The organism is Mesorhizobium sp. J428 (assembly GCF_024699925.1).
Lineage (GTDB): Bacteria > Pseudomonadota > Alphaproteobacteria > Rhizobiales > Rhizobiaceae > Mesorhizobium_A.
In genome coordinates this window covers 3,530,806-3,548,638 of record NZ_JAJOMX010000001.1, presented here as the reverse complement: position 1 = coordinate 3,548,638, position 17,833 = coordinate 3,530,806, and the positions used below count along the sequence as shown (strand labels likewise).

Below are 17,833 nucleotides of genomic sequence, written 5' to 3'. Positions count from 1 at the left end.
TTTGTCACTCTTGAATTCGCCCCGCCTGCCTGAGCGCAAGCAGCTGTTCGGCGGTGGGGATCTCGCCGTCGATCAGCGGGATCTTGGGCCGCATGGCCTCCTCCTCGGCCGAGACGACCGGAACGGACGCCAGGAGCAGCCTCGTATAGTCGTGCTGCGGGTTCTCGAACACGGCGGAGGTCGCGCCGGTCTCCACAAGGCTGCCGAGATAGAGCACGCCCACCTCCTCGGCAAAATTCCGCATCAGGCTGAGATCGTGCGAGATGAAGAGGAAGGTCAGGTCGAGCTGGCGCCCGAGGTCGACCAGCAGGTCGATCACCTTGGCCTGCACAGACACGTCCAGCGCGGATGTCGGCTCGTCGAGGACGAGCAGCTTCGGCGCGACGGCGAGCGCGCGCGCGATCGCCACGCGCTGCTTCTGCCCGCCTGACAGTTCGTGCGGATAGCGCTCGGCATAGTTGGCCGGCAGTTGCACCATGTCGAGCAACTCGGTGATGCGCCGTGCGCGATCGGCACGGGGAAAACCATTAGCGTGGAGCGGCACGCCAATCGACTGGGCGACGCTGCGGCGCGGGTTGAGCGAGGAGCCGGGGTTCTGGAACACCATCTGCACCTTGCGCTTGTGGTCCGGCGCACCGCTGCCGGTCGTGATGTTCTCGCCGTCGAGCAGGATGTCGCCGCTGGTCGGGGGCGTCAGACCCATGATCATGCGCGCGATGGTGGACTTGCCGGAGCCGCTTTCGCCGGCGAGCCCGTAGACCTTGCCGCGTTCGATCGAGAACGAGACATGGCTGACCGCCTTGACCTCGCCCGTCACCCGGCCGAGGGCGGAGCGGACCGGGAAGGTCTTGCACAGATCGACGATTTCGAGCATCGGCCGGCTCATGTCGCGGCCTCCGCGCTGCCGTAGCGTGTGCCGCCGGTGAGGCGCGGCACGGCGCCGATCAGGGCCTTCGTGTAGTCTTCCCGCGGTGCTGCGAAGAGGTCGGTCGTCGAGCTGTGCTCCACCACGACGCCCTTGTTCATGACGTAGACATAGCTGCACGTCTCGCGCACGACGCCGAGATTGTGGGTGATCATCAGGAGGGCGAGGCCACGCTCGACCACGAGGTCCTTCAGGAGCTTCAGGATCTGCGCCTGCGTGGTGACGTCGAGCGCCGTGCCCGGCTCGTCGGCGATCAAAAGCTTCGGCTCGCTCAACAGCGCCATCGCGATCAGCACGCGCTGGCGCATACCGCCGGACAGCATGATCGGATAGGACTGGAAGACGCGCTCGGGATCGCGCATCCGGACCTGGCCAAGCACCTCCAGCACCCTTGCCTTGCGCTCGCGCCCGTTGCGGCCGCGGCCGAGCCGGCGGTCGGCATATTTCAGGATCGTGCCCATCTGGTCGCCGATGGTGAAGACCGGGTTGAGCGACGTCATCGGATCCTGGAAGATCATCGACATCGCCGTGCCGCGCAGCGCGATGCGGTCGCGGTCCGGCATCGTCAGCAGGTCGCGCCCGTCGTAGAAGATCTGGCCCTTGGTGATCCTCGCCGGCGGCTGGCGCAGCAGGCCCATGATCGCCTTCATCGTGACCGACTTTCCCGACCCGCTCTCGCCGACCAGCGCGATCTGCGAATGCGCCGGGATATCGAGGCTGACGCCTTTCAGCACCTTGCTGGTCTGGTTGTAGGTGGTGAACTCGACACAGAGGTCGCGGACGCTGAGAAGGGCCTCGCTCATCGCACGTCCTCCACGTCGAACATGTCGCGCAGGCCGTCGCCGAGCAGGTTGAAGCCGAGCGAGAGGAACAGGATCGCGCAGCCGGGCAGGATCGATTCCCACCAGTAGCTGGGCAGGAAGGCTGCGCCCGAGGCCACCATCGTGCCGAGATCGGGCGTCGGCGGCTGGATGCCGAGGCCGAGGAAGGACAGCGACGCGCCGATCAGGATGACGAAGCCGCAGTCGAGCGAGGTCTTGACCGCGAGTGCGGAGACGCAGTTCGGCAGGATCTCGCGAAAAAGGATGTGGAACTTGCTCGCGCCGAGCGTCTCGGCCGCCTCGATATAGTCCTGGATGCGGATCTGCCGCGTGATCGAATAGATCAGGCGCGTATGCCAGGTCCACCACAGCGCAGCGATCGCGATCATCGAAGTCAGCAGGTCAGGCGACAGGACCGCCGCAACGGCCATCACCATGACAAGGCCCGGAATCGCCAGTGCGATGTCCGTGAAGCGCATGATGACGATCTCGACCCAGCCGCCGTAATAGCCGGCGAGCAGGCCGAGCACGGTGCCGACCGGCACCGCCGTGCCGAGCACGACGAGCGCGAGCAGCAGCGAGATGCGCATGCCGAAGACGACACGGGTGAAGATGTCGCGGCCGACATTGTCGGTGCCGAACCAGTATTCGGCCGACGGCGGCAGGTGTCGGGCGCGGAAGTTGACCACCGCGCCGACATGCTCCGGATAGGGCGTGATCAGCGGCGCGAAGATTGCCGCGAGGATGCAGAAGATGACGATCGCCGCACCGATGACGGCGCTCGGATTGCGGGAGAAGCGGTACCAGTTCTGGTAGGCGTTGGAGAGGCGCTGCGGCTCCTCCATGGCTTGGGTGAGATCCGACATCAGCGGCGCCCCCTGATGCGCACCCTCGGATCGACGAACCCGACCAGGATGTCGATGACGAGGTTGACGATGACGAAGAACACGCCGGAGACCATGACCACGCCCATCACCGCGTTCAGGTCCTTCTGCAGGATTGCCCGAATGCCGTAGGCGGCCATGCCCGGCCAGGCGAAGATCAGCTCGACGACGAAGGCATTGCCGATGAGCGCCGAGAATTGCAGGCCGAGGATGGTCAGCGGCGGCACGAAGCTTGGCCGCAGCGTATATTTGAACACCCGCACATGTTCGGGCACGCCAAAGGCGCGGTTCGCCTCGATATAGTCTTGGCCCGAGACGTCGATCATCGATGCCCGCGTGATCCGCGCGATCTGTCCCATCGACGCAAGCGAGAGCGCGATCACCGGCAGAAGGAGATGGCGCAACCCGTCCAGGAACACGTCCGGCCGGCCGCGCAGCGAGGGAATCGAACAGCATCATTCCCGTGAGGTCGGCTGAGAAATCGATGCCGGGCGACAGCCGCCCGGTTGTCGGAAGAACATGCAGCACATAGCCGGCCAGGATCTGCAGCAGCAGCGCCTTGAGGAAAGTCGGCGTGACCGCCGAGAAGATCGAGACGAACTGTACGACATGGTCCGGCCAGCGGTTTCGCCACGTCGCGGCCGCCACGCCCATCGGCACGCCGCCGAGAAGCGCGACGGTGATGGTGACGAGGACCAATTCGAAGGTCGCCGCGAACGTATCGCGTATGTCGGAGGCGACGGGGCGCTCGGTCAGCAGCGAACGGCCGAGATCGCCCTGCACGAGGCCGCCTAAAAATAGGCCGTATTGCTCGATCAGGGGCCGGTCGAGGCCGAGCCGGTTGCGCAGATCCGCCACCTGTTCCACCGTCGCCGACGGTCCGAGCGAAATGCGCGCCGGATCGCCGGGTATGCCCCGGGCGATCGCAAAGATGACGATCGACAATCCCAGGAGAACGAGAAGCGACCAGAGAACGCGTCGTACAAGAAAGCTGAGGAATTCCATCCGTGGCGTCCAGCCTATCTGACAGTCTCGGCGACGGCCGCGGCCTCGCCCGCGGCCGCCGGACAAAGATCAGACCTCAATTCCAGCCGGGACGATACCACAGCGGGTCCCCTCCACGTCCGCGCGGGAGGAGACTGAGATCGGCGAGAGCGATCAGTCACATTTCCAGCTGTAGCGGCTGAAGTCGTAGCCGAACGAGCGCATCGGGATGATGGACAGTCCGTGCAGGCACTTGTTCAGCGCATGCTTGGAGACCTGCGTCAGCAGGAAGACATCCGACTGCATATCGACCAGCTTGTGCTGCAGTTCCTTGTAGAGCTCGACCTGCTTGGCCGTATCGCCGGTGCCGCGGGCCTCCTCGATCAGACGGTCGACCTCGGGATCGGCGATCCATTCCATTGAGGCCCATGTGCCATTAGCGCTTGAATGATACTGGGAGAAGAACATCGAGTCCGGCGACGGATAGGTGGCGCTGAAGAATATCTGGCTCGCCGCCGGCGTCGTCTCGACCTTGGTCGCAAGTTCCGTGACGCGGTTCCAGGGATTGACCTCCTGCTTCACGGTGAAGCCGATCTGCTCGAGATTGGACTGCATCAGAAGGCTGATCTCCTCCTGGTATTTGATGCCGGTGAGATAGCCGAGCGTGATCGGGATCGGCTGGCCGGCATATTTCGACTTCGCGACTTCCGCCTTGGCCGCCTCAAGATCGAACTTCGGCTCCGGGATATCGTCGGCGTGGAACTGCTTGAACGTGTCGGGCAGCGGCGTCGTCAGCTTGTTGCCGGGGAAGATGACCTCGCGGATCGTCGCATAGTCGGTGGCGAGCGCGATCGCCCTGCGGATATGCACGTCGTCGGTCGGCGCGACCTTGCTGTTCAGCTTGAGGTACAGCGTCGAGGTGGTCTGGTGACTCTCGACCTTGTAGCCCATGCCTTCGAGCGCCTGGTACGTGTCCGGCGACTGGAACGGGCCGGTCATGGTCAGCTCGCCCGATGCGGCCATCGAGCGCACACTCGATTCATCGGCCTGCACCACCCAGCGGACCTCGTCGATCGGGTTCTCGGGGAAGCCCTTGTAGTAGTCCTTGTTGCGCACCACCGTCATCGCCGTGCCGCGGTCGAAGAGCTTCAGCGTGAATGGTCCGGCGCCGGCGGCATTGGTCGCGAGCCAGGCCTGGCCGTCGTCCTCGCCGAGATGCGGCTTCACCGCCTCCTCGTTGAGGATGAAGATCGCGGGCACCACGGCAAGGAACGGGGCGAAGTTCTTGGCCAGGGTGAACTTCACCGTCTTGGCGTCGACCGCCGTCACGGAGCCGGGCGAGAGCACGCCGGCCAGCATCGTAGCGGGACCCTGGTTGATCTTCAGCAACCGCTCGACCGAGTAGACGACGTCGCTCGCCTCGACCGGCGAGCCGTCGGAGAACTTGGCGTCGGCGCGGATCTTGTAGGTCACTTCCTTCGCGTCGGGCGACACTTCCCAGCTTTCGGCCAACTCGGGGACGATCGAGCCGTCCGGCTCGACGCTGGTGAGCCCGTCATAGAGGTTCACGACGCCCATATAGTCGGTGTAGTCGGTGACCTTGGCCGGGTCGATGCTGCGGAAGATCTGGCCGGTGGCCATCGTCACGACATTCTGCGCCCATGCGGAAGAGACGCCGAACATGAGCGCTGCCATCGCGGCGGACGCCAGAAATTTGCGTGTTCTCATTGCAGTGTCCCCTTTTTTTGTCCGGCATTTCTTGCCGCGTCCTGGCTCACGACTGGTCGCGCGCCATCAAGCTGACGGTCCGGAAGCTCTCTGACTTCGCGGGTTTCCCAGAGGTTGATACTGGAAGCTATCGAAGGATAGGTCCAATATGCGATAACGTTGGTTTTTATACTCCCAGCTTATCGTGGAAGCCTCGAATGCCGGTAGACTCCATGCCATCCAGAGCCGGACGACAGATGTCCCGGCATCTCATCGAACTGCGGCACATGCGCTACTTTCTGGCCGTCGCGGAGGACCTGAACTTCGGCCGCGCGGCGGAACGGCTGGGGATCGCACAGCCGAATCTCAGCCAGCAGATCAAGTCGCTCGAGGAGATCGTCGGCGCGCGGCTGTTCAACCGGACGCAACGGTCGGTCCGACTCACCAGTGCGGGAGAGCATTTTCTTGAAGAGGCGCGCCAGACGCTCGCTCATGCCGACACCGCTCTCGTGGCGGCCCGGCGCGCCGGCCGCGGCGAGATCGGTCGCCTCGCGATCGGCTATGTCGGCTCGGCGACCTATACCGGCGTGCTGGTCTCGATCCTCGCCGCGTTCCGCGACGATTTTCCCGACGTGGAGATCGAGCTCTCGGAACAGGAGATGGAGCACCAGCTGCGCGAGATCGCCGCCGGCAAGCTCGACATCGGCTTCATCCGGCCGCCCATCGAGCTGCCGCTCGGCATCGGCAGCTCGCTGCTCGTCCGCGAGGAACTGTCGCTTGCGCTGCCGAGCCGCCATCCGTTGGCGAAGCTCGACGCGGTTCCGCTCGCCAAGCTGCGCGACGAGGTCTTCATCACGCCGAGGCACCCGCCGAATGTCAGCTTCCACAAGCACACGACCGACGCCTGCCTGGCCGCCGGCTTCGTGCCGCGCATGGGGCCGCAGGCGGCGCATTTCGTCACCATCGTCTCGATGGTGGCGATCGGCCTGGGCGTCGCGCTCGTGCCGCGCTCGTGCGGCTGCCTCGACCTCCCCGGCGTCTGCTACCGCCCGCTGTCGGACAAGCCCATCTATGCCGACCTTTCGGTGGCGTTCCGGAGGTCGGAGCCGTCCCAGCCGGCAAAGAGCTTCCTGCGCTACTGCACCACCTACCGCAACGCGCATCCGAGCGGGCCTTCGGCCGCATGACGGCCGGAGTCGATCAAGCGTCGATCTGCACGCTTGACCTCGCCGAGAACGCCGCGATACCCGCAACGTGCGCAATTCGGATATCTTGAATGACCGCGACTGGACGCCACTACCTCGCCATCCCCGGACCTTCCGTCGTGCCCGACCGCGTGCTCAACGCGATGCATCGCGCCTCGCCGGACATCTATTCGGGCGAGCTCCACGAGATCGTTCCGGGCATCTACGACGACCTGAAGCGGCTTGCGCGCACCAGACATCACGTCGCGATCTACATTGCCAACGGACATGGCGCATGGGAGGCCGCGAACACCAACATGTTCAGCCCTGGCGACCATGCGCTCGCGCTGGTGACCGGCCGGTTCGGCGAGGGCTGGGCGTTGTCGGTGGAGGCGCTCGGCGTCACCGTCCAGCGGCTGGACTTCGGCAAGCAGGCGCCGGTCGATCCCGACAGGGTCGCCGCCGCGCTCGAGGCGGATACCGGGGGGGAAGATCAAGGTCGTGCTCATGTCGCATGTCGACACGACCACATCCGTGCGCAACGACGTCGCGGCGGTGCGCGCGGCGATCGACAGGGCCGGCCACCCTGCCCTGCTCGCGGTCGACTGCATCGCCTCGCTCGGCTGCGATGTGTTCGAGATGGACCTGTGGGGCGTCGACGTGATGGTCTGCGCCAGCCAGAAGGGCATGATGACGCCGCCCGGCCTCGGCTTCGTGTGGATGACCGACAAGGCGAAAAAGGCCGGCGCTAATTCGCGCTGGCGCACGCCCTATTGGGACTGGACGCTGCGGATCGACCCAAGCCAATTCTACCACCTCTTCGGCGGCACCGCGCCGACGCACCACCTGTTCGGCTTGCGCGCATCGCTGGACATACTGGTTCGCGAGGAAGGGATCGAGGCCGCGTGGCGTCGCCACCAGCGGCTGGCGGGAGCCGTGTGGGCCGCCTTCGACGCCTGGGGCGACGGTGACGGCAGGAAATCGGGCATCGGGCTGAACATCGCCAATCCATCGAACCGCTCGCACGCCGTCACCACGGCGAAGTTTGCAACCCCATTCGCGACCGATCTGAGGAAGTGGGTGCAGGCCAACGCCGGCGTGACGCTGGGCATCGGGCTGGGCATGGCCCCCGACGGCGATCCCGCCGGCGACGGCTTCATGCGCATCGCCCATATGGGACATGTCAACACCCACATGACGCTCGGCGTGCTCGGCGCGCTGGAAGCCGGCATGGCGGCGCTCGGCATCCCGCACGGCTCCGGCGCGTTGGATCGCGCAGCCGCGGCACTTGCCTGAGAGCCAACTCGATCACAGGACACGGACAATGACAGATCCCGCGCGCAAGACGGCCGTCGCGATACGGCACGTCCATTTCGAGGATCTCGGCACGTTCGGGCCGGTACTCGCCGAAGCGGGCTACGGCATCCGCTATTGCGACGTGGGCATCGACGACCTTGCCGCGCTCGACCCGCTCGCGCCGGATCTGCTGGTCGTGCTTGGCGCGCCGGTCGGCGTCTACGAAATGGACATCTATCCCTTCCTTGCCGTGGAACGCGACCTGATCGCCCGCCGCCTGGCGTCGGGCCGGCCGCTGCTCGGCGTCTGCCTCGGCGGGCAGCAGATCGCGGCCACGATGGGCGCGCAGGTGGCGCCGACGGGGGTCAAGGAAATCGGCTTCTCGCCCCTCACCCTATCGGCAGACGGCCTGAGAAGTCCGCTGCGCCATCTCGACGGCGTACAGTACTGCACTGGCATGGCGACGCATTCGAGATTCCGGACGGTTGTACACACCTTGCCTCGACATCTGTCTGTCCGAACCAGGCCTTTTCGCGCGGCAGCACCCTGCTGGCGGTCCAGTTCCATCCCGAAGCCGATGCCTCGCGCATCGAACAATGGCTGATCGGGCATGCGGCCGAACTCGCAGGGGCAAGGATCGACATCAACCGGCTGCGGGGCGATGCCGCGCAACATGGCCGCGCGCTGGCCGCCGCGGCGTCGGCGCTTCTCACGGAATGGCTGGGCGGATTGGCCTGACTACAAGGCAGGCCCGAGCCGGATCGGACTGCCGTCGCTGAACCGCGACAGGCGGAAGCGGGACAGGTCATGCCCGGTCGCGTTGCCCCGGATCAGGTCGGACAAGACACGGCCGAAGCCGGGACCTATGCCGAAGCCATGGCCGCTCATGCCGGCAGCGACGGCGAGGCCGGGAATCGCCGCGACGCGGTCGACGACGGGCACTACGTCCGGCATCGCATCGATCATGCCGGCCCAGCTCGTCTTGAGCCGCACCTCGCCGAGCTGGGGGAACAGCTCCCGGAATCCCCGCGTCATGGCGCGCAGCGCCGCGGCTTCAGGCTTGGGATCGAGGATGCGCATCCGCTCGAACGGGCTTTCGCGATCGGCGTCCCACATGCGCGGCGTCGTCCAGGCGTCGGGATAACCGCTCGGCGCGGCGGGCCAGTAGCGTGTGCCGAGCGGATTGGTCCGCAGGGCCGGAAGATATTTCGTCGCGTGGCGGAAGGCGTCCGGCCCGACGTAGAGCTGGCTCGCGCCGCCTGCCGCCAGCGTATAGCCGCCGTCCTGCCGCCGCCGGAAGGCGATGTGCTCGTCGGTAGCGGCGCCGGCGTGGATCTCGGGCATCGCTTCGGTCGCGGCGACGGTCGCCCTGACGCTGAGCTGTGGGATCGAGACGCCGTGGGCGCGCAGGAAGAGCGAGGTCCACGCGCCGCCGGCGACCAGCACGCTGGAGGTGGCGATGCGGCCCTTCTCGGTCCAGACGCCGCTGATCCGCCCGGCGGAACGGTCCAGCATGCGGGCCGCGCAGTTCTCGACGATCGTGACGCCTTCCCGGGCAGCCAATCGGGCGAGCGCCGGCACCGCGACCCAGGGCTCGGCCCGCATATCGGACGGCGTCGTCATGCCGCCCTTGTAGCGACGCGACATGGAGGGAATCAGGCTCGCGGCCTCGTCTGTGTCGAGGAGGCGTGTGTCGAGGCCGTGCGTCCTCGCAAGGCGCACGAACTCCGTAAACGCGGCCACCTCGCGATCGGTGCGCGCGAGATAGGTGATGCCGGCCTGCTTCAGGCCGATGTCCTCGCCGCATTCCTCGGCCAGTTGCAGCCAGAGGCGCCGCGCCTCGATCATGACCGGCAGCTCGTCCGGATCGCGGCCCTGCTGCCTGATCCAACCCCAGTTGCGCGACGACTGCTCGGCGGCGACGCGGCCCTTTTCGAGAAGGGTGACCGAGATGTTCTTCCGCGCCAGGAACAGCGCCGTCGTCACGCCGATGATGCCGCCGCCGATGACGACGACATCCGACGCATCCGGCAGCGGGCCGCCGAACTGGACCGGGTCGGCCTCCGTGAAGGGGAATTTCGTCAAAGCGCTTCGATCCTGCCCGCGCGGCCTCGACTCAGCTGTTTCCCAGGCACGTCGCCAGCGTCTCCGAGAAGATGCGGATACCAACCGGAATCAGCTCGTCGCGGAAGTCGTATTCCGGCGTGTGGACGCGCGGCCAGTCCGGACCGGAGCCGAGGAAGAGCATCGCGGCCTTGGCGCCGCTGAGCCCGAACTGGCCGAAATCCTCGGAGCCGACCGACGGCACGGTCTGGTCGTGCCGGCCGATTCCCGCCCGCTCCATGCCATCGGAGAGGATGGCCGTCGCTTCCGCCTCGTTGATCGAGGCAGCGAAAACGTCGTCATACTCCCATGCGCAAGACAGGCCGTGGCGCTGCGCCGCGTCGCGGACCAGCCCCTCCGCCCGCGCGACGAGGTCTTCCATGTCGTCGTCGTAGACCGTGCGCAGCGTCGCCATGATCTTCGCCTCGCCCGGTGCGACGCCGAAGGACTCTGCGCCCATCGAGGCATGCGTGACCGTGACCATCGAGAAGCCCGGTCCCAGCGGCTTGCCGCTGCCGCAGGCCTGCAATGCCGGCATCAGTTCGGAGATCGCCAGCATCGGCGAGCGGCCGTCGGTAGGCCGCGAAGCATGCGCGGTGCTGCCGGTCAGCTTGATGCGGATGCCGCGCGAGGCGCAGTTCGCCGGGCCGACGCCCAGCTTGGCGAAACCGAACTCCACCTCCGGCGCATTGTGCAGCGAGAACGCCCAGTCGGGCTTGATCTCGGCGTAGCGCGGGTCCTTGACCACGGCGACGGCCCCCGCGCCGTTCTCCTCGGCCGGCTGGAACATCAGGACCACCCGGCCGCTGGTCGGGCGCGCTCGCGACAGGATGCGGCCAAAGCCCAGCAGGATCGTCGAGTGGCCGTCATGGCCGCACAGATGCGCCTTGCCGGGCACCTGAGAACGGGCACTCGACCTTGCCGAGCTCCTGGATTGGCAGCGCATCCAGCTCGGAGCGGAACAGGATGGTCGGCCCCGGCTTGCCGCTGTCGTAGACCGCCGCGACGCCGTGGCCACCCAGTCCCGTCAGGACCTTGTCTGGCTTGGTCGGCGCCAGCATCTCGCAGACGCGACGCGCGGTCTCCTTCTCCTCGCCGGACAGCTCCGGCGCGCGGTGAAGCTCGTGGCGGAAGGCAGTCAGCTCGCGAATGTCGTCTTCGGTCGGCTGGGGGAAGGACAGTCGATTGGTCATGTCAGGCGGCGGCTCTCAGGAGCATTCCATAGAGATCACGGGGTTCGTCCGGGTCTGCGAGCAGGTCCAGCGGCGTGTAGAGCGCGGTTCCCTTGATCCGGTCGTGGACATAGCGCAGGGCGGAGAAATCCTCGATCGCGAAGCCGACGCTGTCGAACAGCGTCACCTGGCGCGGGTCGGCGCGGCCGGCCGCAGCACCGGTGATGACCTGCCAGAGCTCGGTCACGGGATGCTCCGGCGCCAGCTGCTGGATCTCGCCCTCGATGCGGGTCTGGGGAGGATATTCGACGAAGATCTCCGACCGCAGCAGGATGTCGCGATGCAGCTCCGTCTTGCCGGGGCAGTCCCCGCCGATGGCATTCAGGTGGACGCCCGTGCCCACCATGTTGTCGGACAGGATCGTCGCATATTGCTTGTCGGCGGTGCAGGTGGTGATGACCTGCGCGCCCTCGACCGCCTGCTCGGCGCTCGTGCAGGGAACGACCGTCAGCCCGCTTCCGATCAGGTTCTGGACCGCCTTCGCCGTCGCCCGGCTGTCGATGTCGTAGAGGCGCACGGTGTCGATGCCGCAGATCGCCCTGAAGGCCAGCGCCTGGAATTCGCACTGTGCGCCATTGCCGATGACCGCCATGACGCGGCTGTTGGCGGGCGCAAGGTATTTCGCCGCGACGGCCGAGGTCGCCGCGGTGCGCAGCGCCGTCAGCAGCGTCATCTCCGTCAGCAGCAGCGGATAGCCGGTGTCGACATCGGCCAGGACGCCGAAGGCGGTGACGGTCTGCCGCCCGCTGCGCATGTTCTTCGGGTGGCCGTTGACGTATTTGAACGCGTAGGTGACCCCGTCGCTGGTCGGCATCAGCTCGATCACGCCGGCGCTGGAATGCGAGGCGATGCGCGGTGTCTTGTCGAACTGCTCCCAGCGGCGGAAGTCCTGTTCGATATAGGTGGCGAGGTCGGACAGCATACGCTCGACGCCTGACTCGACGACCAGCTGCATCATGTGCTGGACGCTGACGAACGGAACAAGGCTGAGCGGGCCCGGCGGACTGAGAGGCATCTTCGTTCTCCCGTTTCTAGGTCGGGGCAAGCCCGAGCGGTTGGTCTCGTATCGTCGCTGATCAGCCCGCCCAGTCAATCGACAGTCGCAGCGGCCGGCTCGGCAACGATACCGCGGTCGAGCAGATTCGCGATCCGGTCCGGCGCCACGCCGAGCTCCCGCAGCACCTCGACCGTATGCTCGCCCAGCCTCGGCGCAAAGCGGGCGATCTCGACCGGTGTCGCCGACATCTGCACCGGATTGGCCATGACGATGGTCCTGCCCTCGCTCGGATGCTCGACCGCGGCGAAGAAACCGACATCCGCCAGATGCGGATCGCGCAGGATGGTCTCGAAAGTGTGCATCGCCATCACCGGGACGTCGGCCTCGTCGAGGAGATCGATCCACTCGCCGGAGGTTCGGGTGCGGAAAATCTCCGCCAGCCAGCCGTAGACGAAGGTGACGTTCTGGTTGCGCGCAGCGAAGCTGGCGAAGCGAGAATCGGTCTCCATCAGACCGTCCTGGCCTACCGCCTTGAGGAAGCGCCGCCAATGCTCGTCGGTGTAGACCAGCGCGCAGACATGGCCGTCCGCCGTCGGCAGCGGGCGGCGGTCGCGGGCGAGCTGGCGGGCATAGCCGCCATGGTCCAGCGGCGGATCAAAGGACAACCCGCCGAGATGGTCGCTCAGGACGAAGGAGACCATGGTCTCGAACATCGGCACGTCGACGCGCTGGCCGACGCCGGAGCGGTTGCGCTCGATGATCGCGGCGAGGATGGCGCCCAGCGCCGTCAGCCCGACGACCCGGTCGGCGATAGCGGCCGGCACGTAGCGTGGTTCCTCCGAGCCCGAAAGCATGAAGAGATGCGACAGCGTCGCGCCGCCCTGGATCAGGTCGTCATAGGCCGGACGCGCCGCATAGCGGCCCTGCTGGCCATAGCCGTAGAGCCCGGCATAGATCAGACGCGGATTGACGGCCCGGACCTCTTCCCATGACAGGCCGAGGCGCTTCATCGCGGCGGGCCGCACATTGTAGACCATGACGTCCGCGTCTCGGCACAGGTCCAGCAGAAGCTCGCGTCCCTCAGGGGTCTTGAGGTTCAGCACGACCGAGCGCTTGGAGCGGTTCGCGTTGAGAAACAGCGGCCCCATCGACGCCGAGCGCGCCGGTCCGACATTGCGCATCAGGTCGCCGGCCGGAGGCTCGATCTTGATCACCTCGGCGCCGAAATCGCCCATATACTGGGTCGCATACGGTCCCATCAGAACCGAGGTGAGGTCGACGACCTTTATGCCTGAAAGCGGTCCTATCTCGCCCCCCTGTGTCGACGTCGCGCTGCGGGCTTGGGCAGCTTCTTCCTGTCGCTAGAAGGTGCCAGCCAAAAGAAGCCGCTCCCGTCCGACGTCGTCCGGAGTGATGTGTCCTGCCGCCAAACCAAGTCCTAGGCGGCTATTATGTCATGCCGACACATTGCTTCAATTCGCAGTTTCCAGCTAGATTGATAGGCAGGACTTATGGAATGGCGGGGTGGCGTCGCCGTTCTGGCTCGCTTATCCTGCGACTGCCGTTCGAGCCCGTCCAGCCTCTCGTGCCGGATCGCCCGAATGCCCACAGCACAGCCAGGTGTGAACGCCGAGGACCCAATGTCATCGTCGCCGAGCATGTCATTTCTTCCGAACCGCAGCTTCGACGCACTGCAGGTCTGTTCCGAGCCCGTCTTCGGACAGAAGTTGCGGTATGATGGCGCCACTCACGGGGAGATGCACAGCCATCCGCGGGCGCAGTTGATTCGCTCCGTCACGTCGCCGGCCGCCATTCGCGTCCGTTCGGGGCAGATCCTGCTGAGACCGGGCGACGCGGCGTGGCTGCCGGGCTGGGTCGAACACGGCGTGTCGTCCACCCAGGCGCCGCTCTATCATTCGATCTATGTCCGACCCGACCTCGCCTCGGACCTGCCGCGCGACATAAGCGTGCTGCGCGTCTCGCCGTTTCTCGGCGAACTGATGCTGCGGGTGGTCGATCTCTATGCCGGCGAGGGCGACCCGGCCACCTATCCGCATCTGGCTTCCCTGATCCTGAGCGAGCTGAAGCATGGACGCGACCAACGACATCGGCTGCCGATGCCCGCCGACCGGCGGCTGCTCCGCATCTGCCATGCGCTCGAGGAGAATCCCGGCGACCGGCGGACGCTGGCGGAATGGGCGAGAGTGACGGGAGCGAGCCGGCGCGTGCTGGAGCGCGGCTTCCAGGACGAGACCGGAATGAGTTTTTCCGAGTGGCGGGAGAACTGCCGGGTGCGCGCAGCCATTCCTCTGCTCGAAGCGCGCCACTCGGTCCAGGAAGTCGCGTGGCGCTCCGGCTACGATAGCCCGAGCGCGTTCGCGGCGATGTTCCGGAGGGTCGCCGGTGTCGCACCGACGTCCTATCGCGGCGAACGAATCAGCAGTCGAGCACCAGATCGCCACGCGGAATAGCCTGGCAGAGCAGGATATGATTGTACGGCAGCAGCGGCAGTTCGCCGGCGGGATAATCGACGACCCCGCTGGTGACGCGCTGGACGCAGGACTGGCAGTCGCCCATCCGGCATGAATAGTCCACCTCGACCCTGTTGCTGAGCGCGAGGTCGAGCAGCGAGCCCTCGCCCGGCGTCCAGGTCGCGGTCCTGCCCGATTTCGCGAACGTGACCTTGCTGTCGGCGACAACCTGCCTGCCCGAAAGGTCAAGCAGGCCGCCATCCGCGGCCGTAAACGCCTCGAACCGGATGTTCTCCGCCGCGGTGCCACGGGCGACGAGCCCGTCGCGAAGCGACGACATGAAGGCCTCGGGGCCGCAGATGTAGAAATCGGCGGCGTCGACGGGCAGCAGGTTGGCGATGGCGGCCGCATCGATACGGCCGACGAGATCGGATCGATCTTCCCTGCGCGGGCGGGAGTAGCACGACACCAGGCGGATGCCGCGGTTCTTCGCGCCTGCGGCGATGCTGCGCGCCTCGCTTGCGAACAGGTGATGCGCGCCGTCACGGGCGGCATGGATGAACCACACGTCGCGGCCGCTGTCCTCCCGCGCCAGCTGATCGAGCATGGGGAGAAGCGGCGTGATTCCGACGCCGGCACTCACCAGGACGACAGGACGACCGGGCGGGCTCGACAGTACGAACCGGCCGACCGGGACGCCGACGAGCAGCTCTGAGCCCGGCCGGACCTTCTCGTGCAACAGGTCGGACATGCCTCCGGCGCCGATGCGGCGCACCGAGATGCGCAGGCTCCGCCCATCCGGCCAGCGGGAGACGGAATAGCTTCTTTGCCGCGCGGCGCCCGTCTCGCCGGGGAGGGAGACGGGGACGTGCTGGCCCGGCTCGACCGGGCCGATCGGCGCGTTGTCCACGGGCGTCAGGACGAAGGACGAGACCTCCGGGCTTTCGCACACCCGCTCGACGCAGACGAAGCGGCGCTTGCCGGACCAGTAGGTGCGCCTGTCGCGCTGCCAGACCCGGGAGCGGGAGAACGCGGCGGAGCAGTGGAAGAACACCTCGCGCGGCACGATCTTCACCGCGCGTGTCTCTGCCTCGAACCGTCCGTTGACGCGAAGCAGTTCGTTGCGGCCCGGCGCCACGGTCAGGAGCGCGCATTCGCCTTCCTCGCCCGTCCTGATGTCGGGGGACAGCCGCAGACGGTAGGCATGGCGGTTGTCGAAAGGGATGACCGACAGCGGCGCCTCTGCCGTTAGGTCGATGGCGATCCCGCCATTCTCGTCCTCATGCGCCACAACGACGAAGCTCGCTTCATCGATGAAATCGAGTCCGCCGGGGCCGGCGACGTCGCAGACCTTTTTCCGCACGCCGTCGCTCGGCGTGCCATACACGTCGCGCACGCCCGACTGCGCCAGCACGCGTTCTTCTGCCTCGTTCTTCAGCACCGGCGCGAAGCCCGCGGCAGCCTGGGCCAGCTTGTCGCCGCCGATGACGGAGGCGAGGTCGAGCGGTGGCTTCCTGCGCAGCTCCGGATCGAGCCAGAAATCGGCGCGCGCGAAAGCCCCCGTGTCGACGAACTCGACCGAGGCAGGCGCCAGAACCATGACGCTGATCGGCGGATTCTCGTCGGCGGGAAACCACGCCAGATCCTCGGCCCGGAACGACACTTCGGCGGTGGCGACGATGCGCAGATACCGGTCGCTGCCGCGGTTGAGCACGATCAGCGCAACAAGCGGATCGTTCAGGAGATTACCGATCGTATCGAGCCGGCGGTTGCCGGTGTAGTCGGGCAACCGCAGCTTCCCATCGTCGCCCACCCGCATGACGCAGGGCTGCCCACCCCGGGGCGAGACGTCCATAGCCCCTTCCGCATTGCGGGAGGCGATGAAGAGAAGCGTCGAGTTCTCGATGAACAGTCGGGCGTCTGCATCCATTCGGGACATCCTTGGGGATCGGTCGCCGATTTTAGATCCAGGCAGTTCCGACCGGGGCGCAAAGATGAGCGCGGATGCGGCAGAGATCGTCGCGAATGCGGCGCGCGCCGCCCGATCAAGCCTCTACTGCGCCCTGGCCGCCTCCGCGTGCAACGCCTGCCAGCCCTGGAGTTCGCGCCAGTCGGGCTCCAGCTTCGCAAAGCGCGCCAGCCGGAAGGTCGAGATGTCCGCGAAGCTGCAGGCGCCGTCGACGACGAGGTCGCGGATCGCCCGCCCGCTTGCCGGCGACAGGCCGAAGCCGACGCTGGAAAGGGTGGCGACCACGACATTTGGATGCGAGGACAGCCGGTCGATCACCGGCCTACCGTCCGGCGTGTTCTCGATCACTCCTGCCCATGACCTAATGATCCGGGCGTGCGCGGCCTTCGGCAGCATTTCGAGCAGGCGCCGGCCGATATGCCCCATCAATGGCGTAGAAGGCTTCGCCGGCGCGCCGTCCTCCGGAAGCTCCAGCCATTCGTGCGGCCCACCGCCATAGGCGAGATTGCCGCGCAGGGTCTGGCGGCCGTAGAGGCCGTTGCCGTCGACGCCACCATAGGCCATCAGCGGCAGCGGCTCGGTGACGATCATCTCGGCCCGCGCGCTCGCCATCGGCACTTCCTGGCCGAGCATCGCCGAGAAGCGGCCGGTCTGCGGGCCGGCCGCAATCACCAGTTGGTCGCAGCCGAACACGCCGCGCTCGGTCTCGACGCCGGTGACCCGGCCGCCCTCGGTGCGGAAGCCGGTGACGGCACAGTGCTGGATCAGCCGGCCACCATGGTCCTGCATCGCCCAGGCATAGGCCTGGACGGTGCGATGAGGATTGGCGTGGCCGCCGAAGTGGTAGAGGTGGCCGCCGATGATGTTGTCGCCCGCAAGCGGCACGAGGTCGCGCACCTGCTTCGGATCGAGGCGCTCGGACCTGAAGCCCATGCGCTCGGCGGTGGCGACGGCGCGGTCGAACAGCGCCATCTGATCGTCGCTCGCGGCGAGACGGATGCGGTTGTGCGAGAACTCCGTCGGATAGCCGAGCAGCTCGTCCATCTGCGGCCATAGACGCTGCTCCTCCAGGAAGAGCGGCGACTGGAAGTGCGTGCAGCCGCCGCCATTGCGGCCCGACGCCTCCCATCCGATCATGCCCTTTTCGATGACCAGCACATCGACGCCGCTCTGCGCCAGCCACCAGCCGGTGCTCAATCCCGTCACGCCGCCGCCGACGACGACGACGGATGCACCTTTCAGATCGCTCATCGACGCCTC

General features: G+C 66.6%; 16 protein-coding genes and 2 pseudogenes. 5 read left to right on the top strand and 13 right to left on the bottom strand.

From position 1 onward, the window contains the following. Positions 1-4: 4 nt before the first annotated feature. Genes LRS09_RS17760 through LRS09_RS17745 form a run of 4 tightly spaced genes read right to left on the bottom strand, consistent with a single transcriptional unit; the run spans position 5 to position 3,034 of the window. A complete protein-coding gene (locus LRS09_RS17760) occupies positions 5-886 on the bottom strand; it encodes an ATP-binding cassette domain-containing protein (protein WP_257808191.1) in 882 nt (293 codons plus the stop codon). After that, complete coding sequence (locus LRS09_RS17755; protein ID WP_257808190.1) at positions 883-1,728, bottom strand: ABC transporter ATP-binding protein; 846 nt, start codon at positions 1,726-1,728, stop codon at positions 883-885. Before LRS09_RS17755 ends, LRS09_RS17760 begins: the two co-directional genes overlap by 4 nt. Next, complete coding sequence (locus LRS09_RS17750) at positions 1,725-2,612, bottom strand: ABC transporter permease (protein WP_257810237.1); 888 nt, start codon at positions 2,610-2,612, stop codon at positions 1,725-1,727. Before LRS09_RS17750 ends, LRS09_RS17755 begins: the two co-directional genes overlap by 4 nt. After that, positions 2,612-3,034, bottom strand: coding sequence for an ABC transporter permease (locus LRS09_RS17745; RefSeq protein WP_257810236.1), 423 nt, complete (start codon positions 3,032-3,034; stop codon positions 2,612-2,614). Before LRS09_RS17745 ends, LRS09_RS17750 begins: the two co-directional genes overlap by 1 nt. Before the next feature lie 115 nt (positions 3,035-3,149). Here LRS09_RS17745 and LRS09_RS17740 point away from each other — a divergent pair, with 115 nt between their 5' ends. Further along, positions 3,150-3,425 (top strand): hypothetical protein, encoded by a 276-nt coding sequence (locus LRS09_RS17740; RefSeq protein ID WP_257810332.1) that lies wholly within the window; start codon positions 3,150-3,152, stop codon positions 3,423-3,425. Between the two features lie 36 nt (positions 3,426-3,461). On the opposite strand, the pseudogene LRS09_RS17735 reads toward LRS09_RS17740, so the two are convergent. Next, positions 3,462-3,635: pseudogene (locus LRS09_RS17735) on the bottom strand (ABC transporter permease); the annotation flags it as partial. Positions 3,636-3,788: 153 nt separating this feature from the next. Further along, complete coding sequence (locus LRS09_RS17730) at positions 3,789-5,342, bottom strand: ABC transporter substrate-binding protein (protein WP_257808189.1); 1,554 nt, start codon at positions 5,340-5,342, stop codon at positions 3,789-3,791. Between the two features lie 236 nt (positions 5,343-5,578). On the opposite strand from LRS09_RS17730, the gene LRS09_RS17725 reads away from it, so the two are divergent. Beyond that, a complete protein-coding gene (locus LRS09_RS17725; RefSeq protein WP_257808188.1) occupies positions 5,579-6,508 on the top strand; it encodes a LysR substrate-binding domain-containing protein in 930 nt (309 codons plus the stop codon). Here the strand turns inward: LRS09_RS17725 and LRS09_RS17720 are convergent. After that, positions 6,469-7,014 (bottom strand): hypothetical protein, encoded by a 546-nt coding sequence (locus tag LRS09_RS17720; RefSeq protein ID WP_257808187.1) that lies wholly within the window; start codon positions 7,012-7,014, stop codon positions 6,469-6,471. The genes LRS09_RS17725 and LRS09_RS17720 overlap by 40 nt on opposite strands. Here LRS09_RS17720 and LRS09_RS17715 point away from each other — a divergent pair. After that, positions 7,013-7,801, top strand: coding sequence for an alanine--glyoxylate aminotransferase family protein (locus tag LRS09_RS17715; RefSeq protein ID WP_257810234.1), 789 nt, complete (start codon positions 7,013-7,015; stop codon positions 7,799-7,801). The two genes, LRS09_RS17720 and LRS09_RS17715, sit on opposite strands and share 2 nt — an antisense overlap. Positions 7,802-7,829: 28 nt before the next feature. Next, on the top strand, positions 7,830-8,405 hold the full coding sequence (locus tag LRS09_RS17710; RefSeq protein WP_257808186.1) for a glutamine amidotransferase: 576 nt from the start codon (positions 7,830-7,832) through the stop codon (positions 8,403-8,405). Positions 8,406-8,539: 134 nt separating this feature from the next. Here LRS09_RS17710 and LRS09_RS17705 read toward each other — a convergent pair whose 3' ends face one another. The 4 genes and pseudogenes from LRS09_RS17705 to LRS09_RS17690 all read right to left on the bottom strand — a co-directional run bounded on the left by LRS09_RS17705 (position 8,540) and on the right by LRS09_RS17690 (position 13,422). After that, positions 8,540-9,886, bottom strand: coding sequence for an FAD-binding oxidoreductase (locus tag LRS09_RS17705; RefSeq protein ID WP_257808184.1), 1,347 nt, complete (start codon positions 9,884-9,886; stop codon positions 8,540-8,542). Between the two features lie 31 nt (positions 9,887-9,917). Then, a pseudogene (locus LRS09_RS17700) lies at positions 9,918-11,097 on the bottom strand (amidohydrolase). Position 11,098: 1 nt separating this feature from the next. Further along, positions 11,099-12,151: an ornithine cyclodeaminase gene (locus LRS09_RS17695; RefSeq protein WP_257808182.1), complete on the bottom strand. Its 1,053-nt coding sequence runs from the start codon at positions 12,149-12,151 to the stop codon at positions 11,099-11,101. Between the two features lie 74 nt (positions 12,152-12,225). Next, on the bottom strand, positions 12,226-13,422 hold the full coding sequence (locus LRS09_RS17690; RefSeq protein WP_308240360.1) for a CoA transferase: 1,197 nt from the start codon (positions 13,420-13,422) through the stop codon (positions 12,226-12,228). A gap of 369 nt (positions 13,423-13,791) precedes the next feature. Between LRS09_RS17690 and LRS09_RS17685 the strand changes: the two genes are divergently transcribed. After that, the gene (locus LRS09_RS17685; protein WP_257808180.1) at positions 13,792-14,604 is read left to right on the top strand and encodes a helix-turn-helix domain-containing protein; all 813 of its coding nucleotides are present in this window, start codon (positions 13,792-13,794) and stop codon (positions 14,602-14,604) included. Here LRS09_RS17685 and LRS09_RS17680 read toward each other — a convergent pair. Together LRS09_RS17680 and LRS09_RS17675 are read right to left on the bottom strand one after the other, a co-directional pair. Next, entirely contained in the window at positions 14,570-16,534 is a 1,965-nt protein-coding gene (locus LRS09_RS17680) for a pyridoxamine 5'-phosphate oxidase family protein (protein ID WP_257808178.1), read from the bottom strand. The genes LRS09_RS17685 and LRS09_RS17680 overlap by 35 nt on opposite strands. 123 nt (positions 16,535-16,657) lie before the next feature. Further along, positions 16,658-17,824, bottom strand: a complete 1,167-nt coding sequence (locus LRS09_RS17675) for an FAD-binding oxidoreductase (protein WP_257808176.1) — start codon at positions 17,822-17,824, stop codon at positions 16,658-16,660. Positions 17,825-17,833: the final 9 nt, after the last annotated feature.

Excerpts from the sequence above, each read along its gene's own strand:
- LRS09_RS17760 (WP_257808191.1), bottom strand. The coding sequence starts at position 886 with ATGAGCCGGCCGATGCTCGAAATCGTCGATCTGTGCAAGACCTTCCCG.
- LRS09_RS17755 (WP_257808190.1), bottom strand. The coding sequence starts at position 1,728 with ATGAGCGAGGCCCTTCTCAGCGTCCGCGACCTCTGTGTCGAGTTCACC.
- LRS09_RS17750 (WP_257810237.1), bottom strand. The coding sequence starts at position 2,612 with ATGTCGGATCTCACCCAAGCCATGGAGGAGCCGCAGCGCCTCTCCAAC.
- LRS09_RS17740 (WP_257810332.1), top strand. The coding sequence starts at position 3,150 with ATGCAGCACATAGCCGGCCAGGATCTGCAGCAGCAGCGCCTTGAGGAA.
- LRS09_RS17730 (WP_257808189.1), bottom strand. The coding sequence starts at position 5,342 with ATGAGAACACGCAAATTTCTGGCGTCCGCCGCGATGGCAGCGCTCATG.
- LRS09_RS17725 (WP_257808188.1), top strand. The coding sequence starts at position 5,579 with ATGTCCCGGCATCTCATCGAACTGCGGCACATGCGCTACTTTCTGGCC.
- LRS09_RS17715 (WP_257810234.1), top strand. The coding sequence starts at position 7,013 with ATGTCGCATGTCGACACGACCACATCCGTGCGCAACGACGTCGCGGCG.
- LRS09_RS17720 (WP_257808187.1), bottom strand. The coding sequence starts at position 7,014 with ATGAGCACGACCTTGATCTTCCCCCCCGGTATCCGCCTCGAGCGCGGC.
- LRS09_RS17710 (WP_257808186.1), top strand. The coding sequence starts at position 7,830 with ATGACAGATCCCGCGCGCAAGACGGCCGTCGCGATACGGCACGTCCAT.
- LRS09_RS17695 (WP_257808182.1), bottom strand. The coding sequence starts at position 12,151 with ATGCCTCTCAGTCCGCCGGGCCCGCTCAGCCTTGTTCCGTTCGTCAGC.
- LRS09_RS17685 (WP_257808180.1), top strand. The coding sequence starts at position 13,792 with ATGTCATTTCTTCCGAACCGCAGCTTCGACGCACTGCAGGTCTGTTCC.
- LRS09_RS17680 (WP_257808178.1), bottom strand. The coding sequence starts at position 16,534 with ATGGATGCAGACGCCCGACTGTTCATCGAGAACTCGACGCTTCTCTTC.
- LRS09_RS17675 (WP_257808176.1), bottom strand. The coding sequence starts at position 17,824 with ATGAGCGATCTGAAAGGTGCATCCGTCGTCGTCGTCGGCGGCGGCGTG.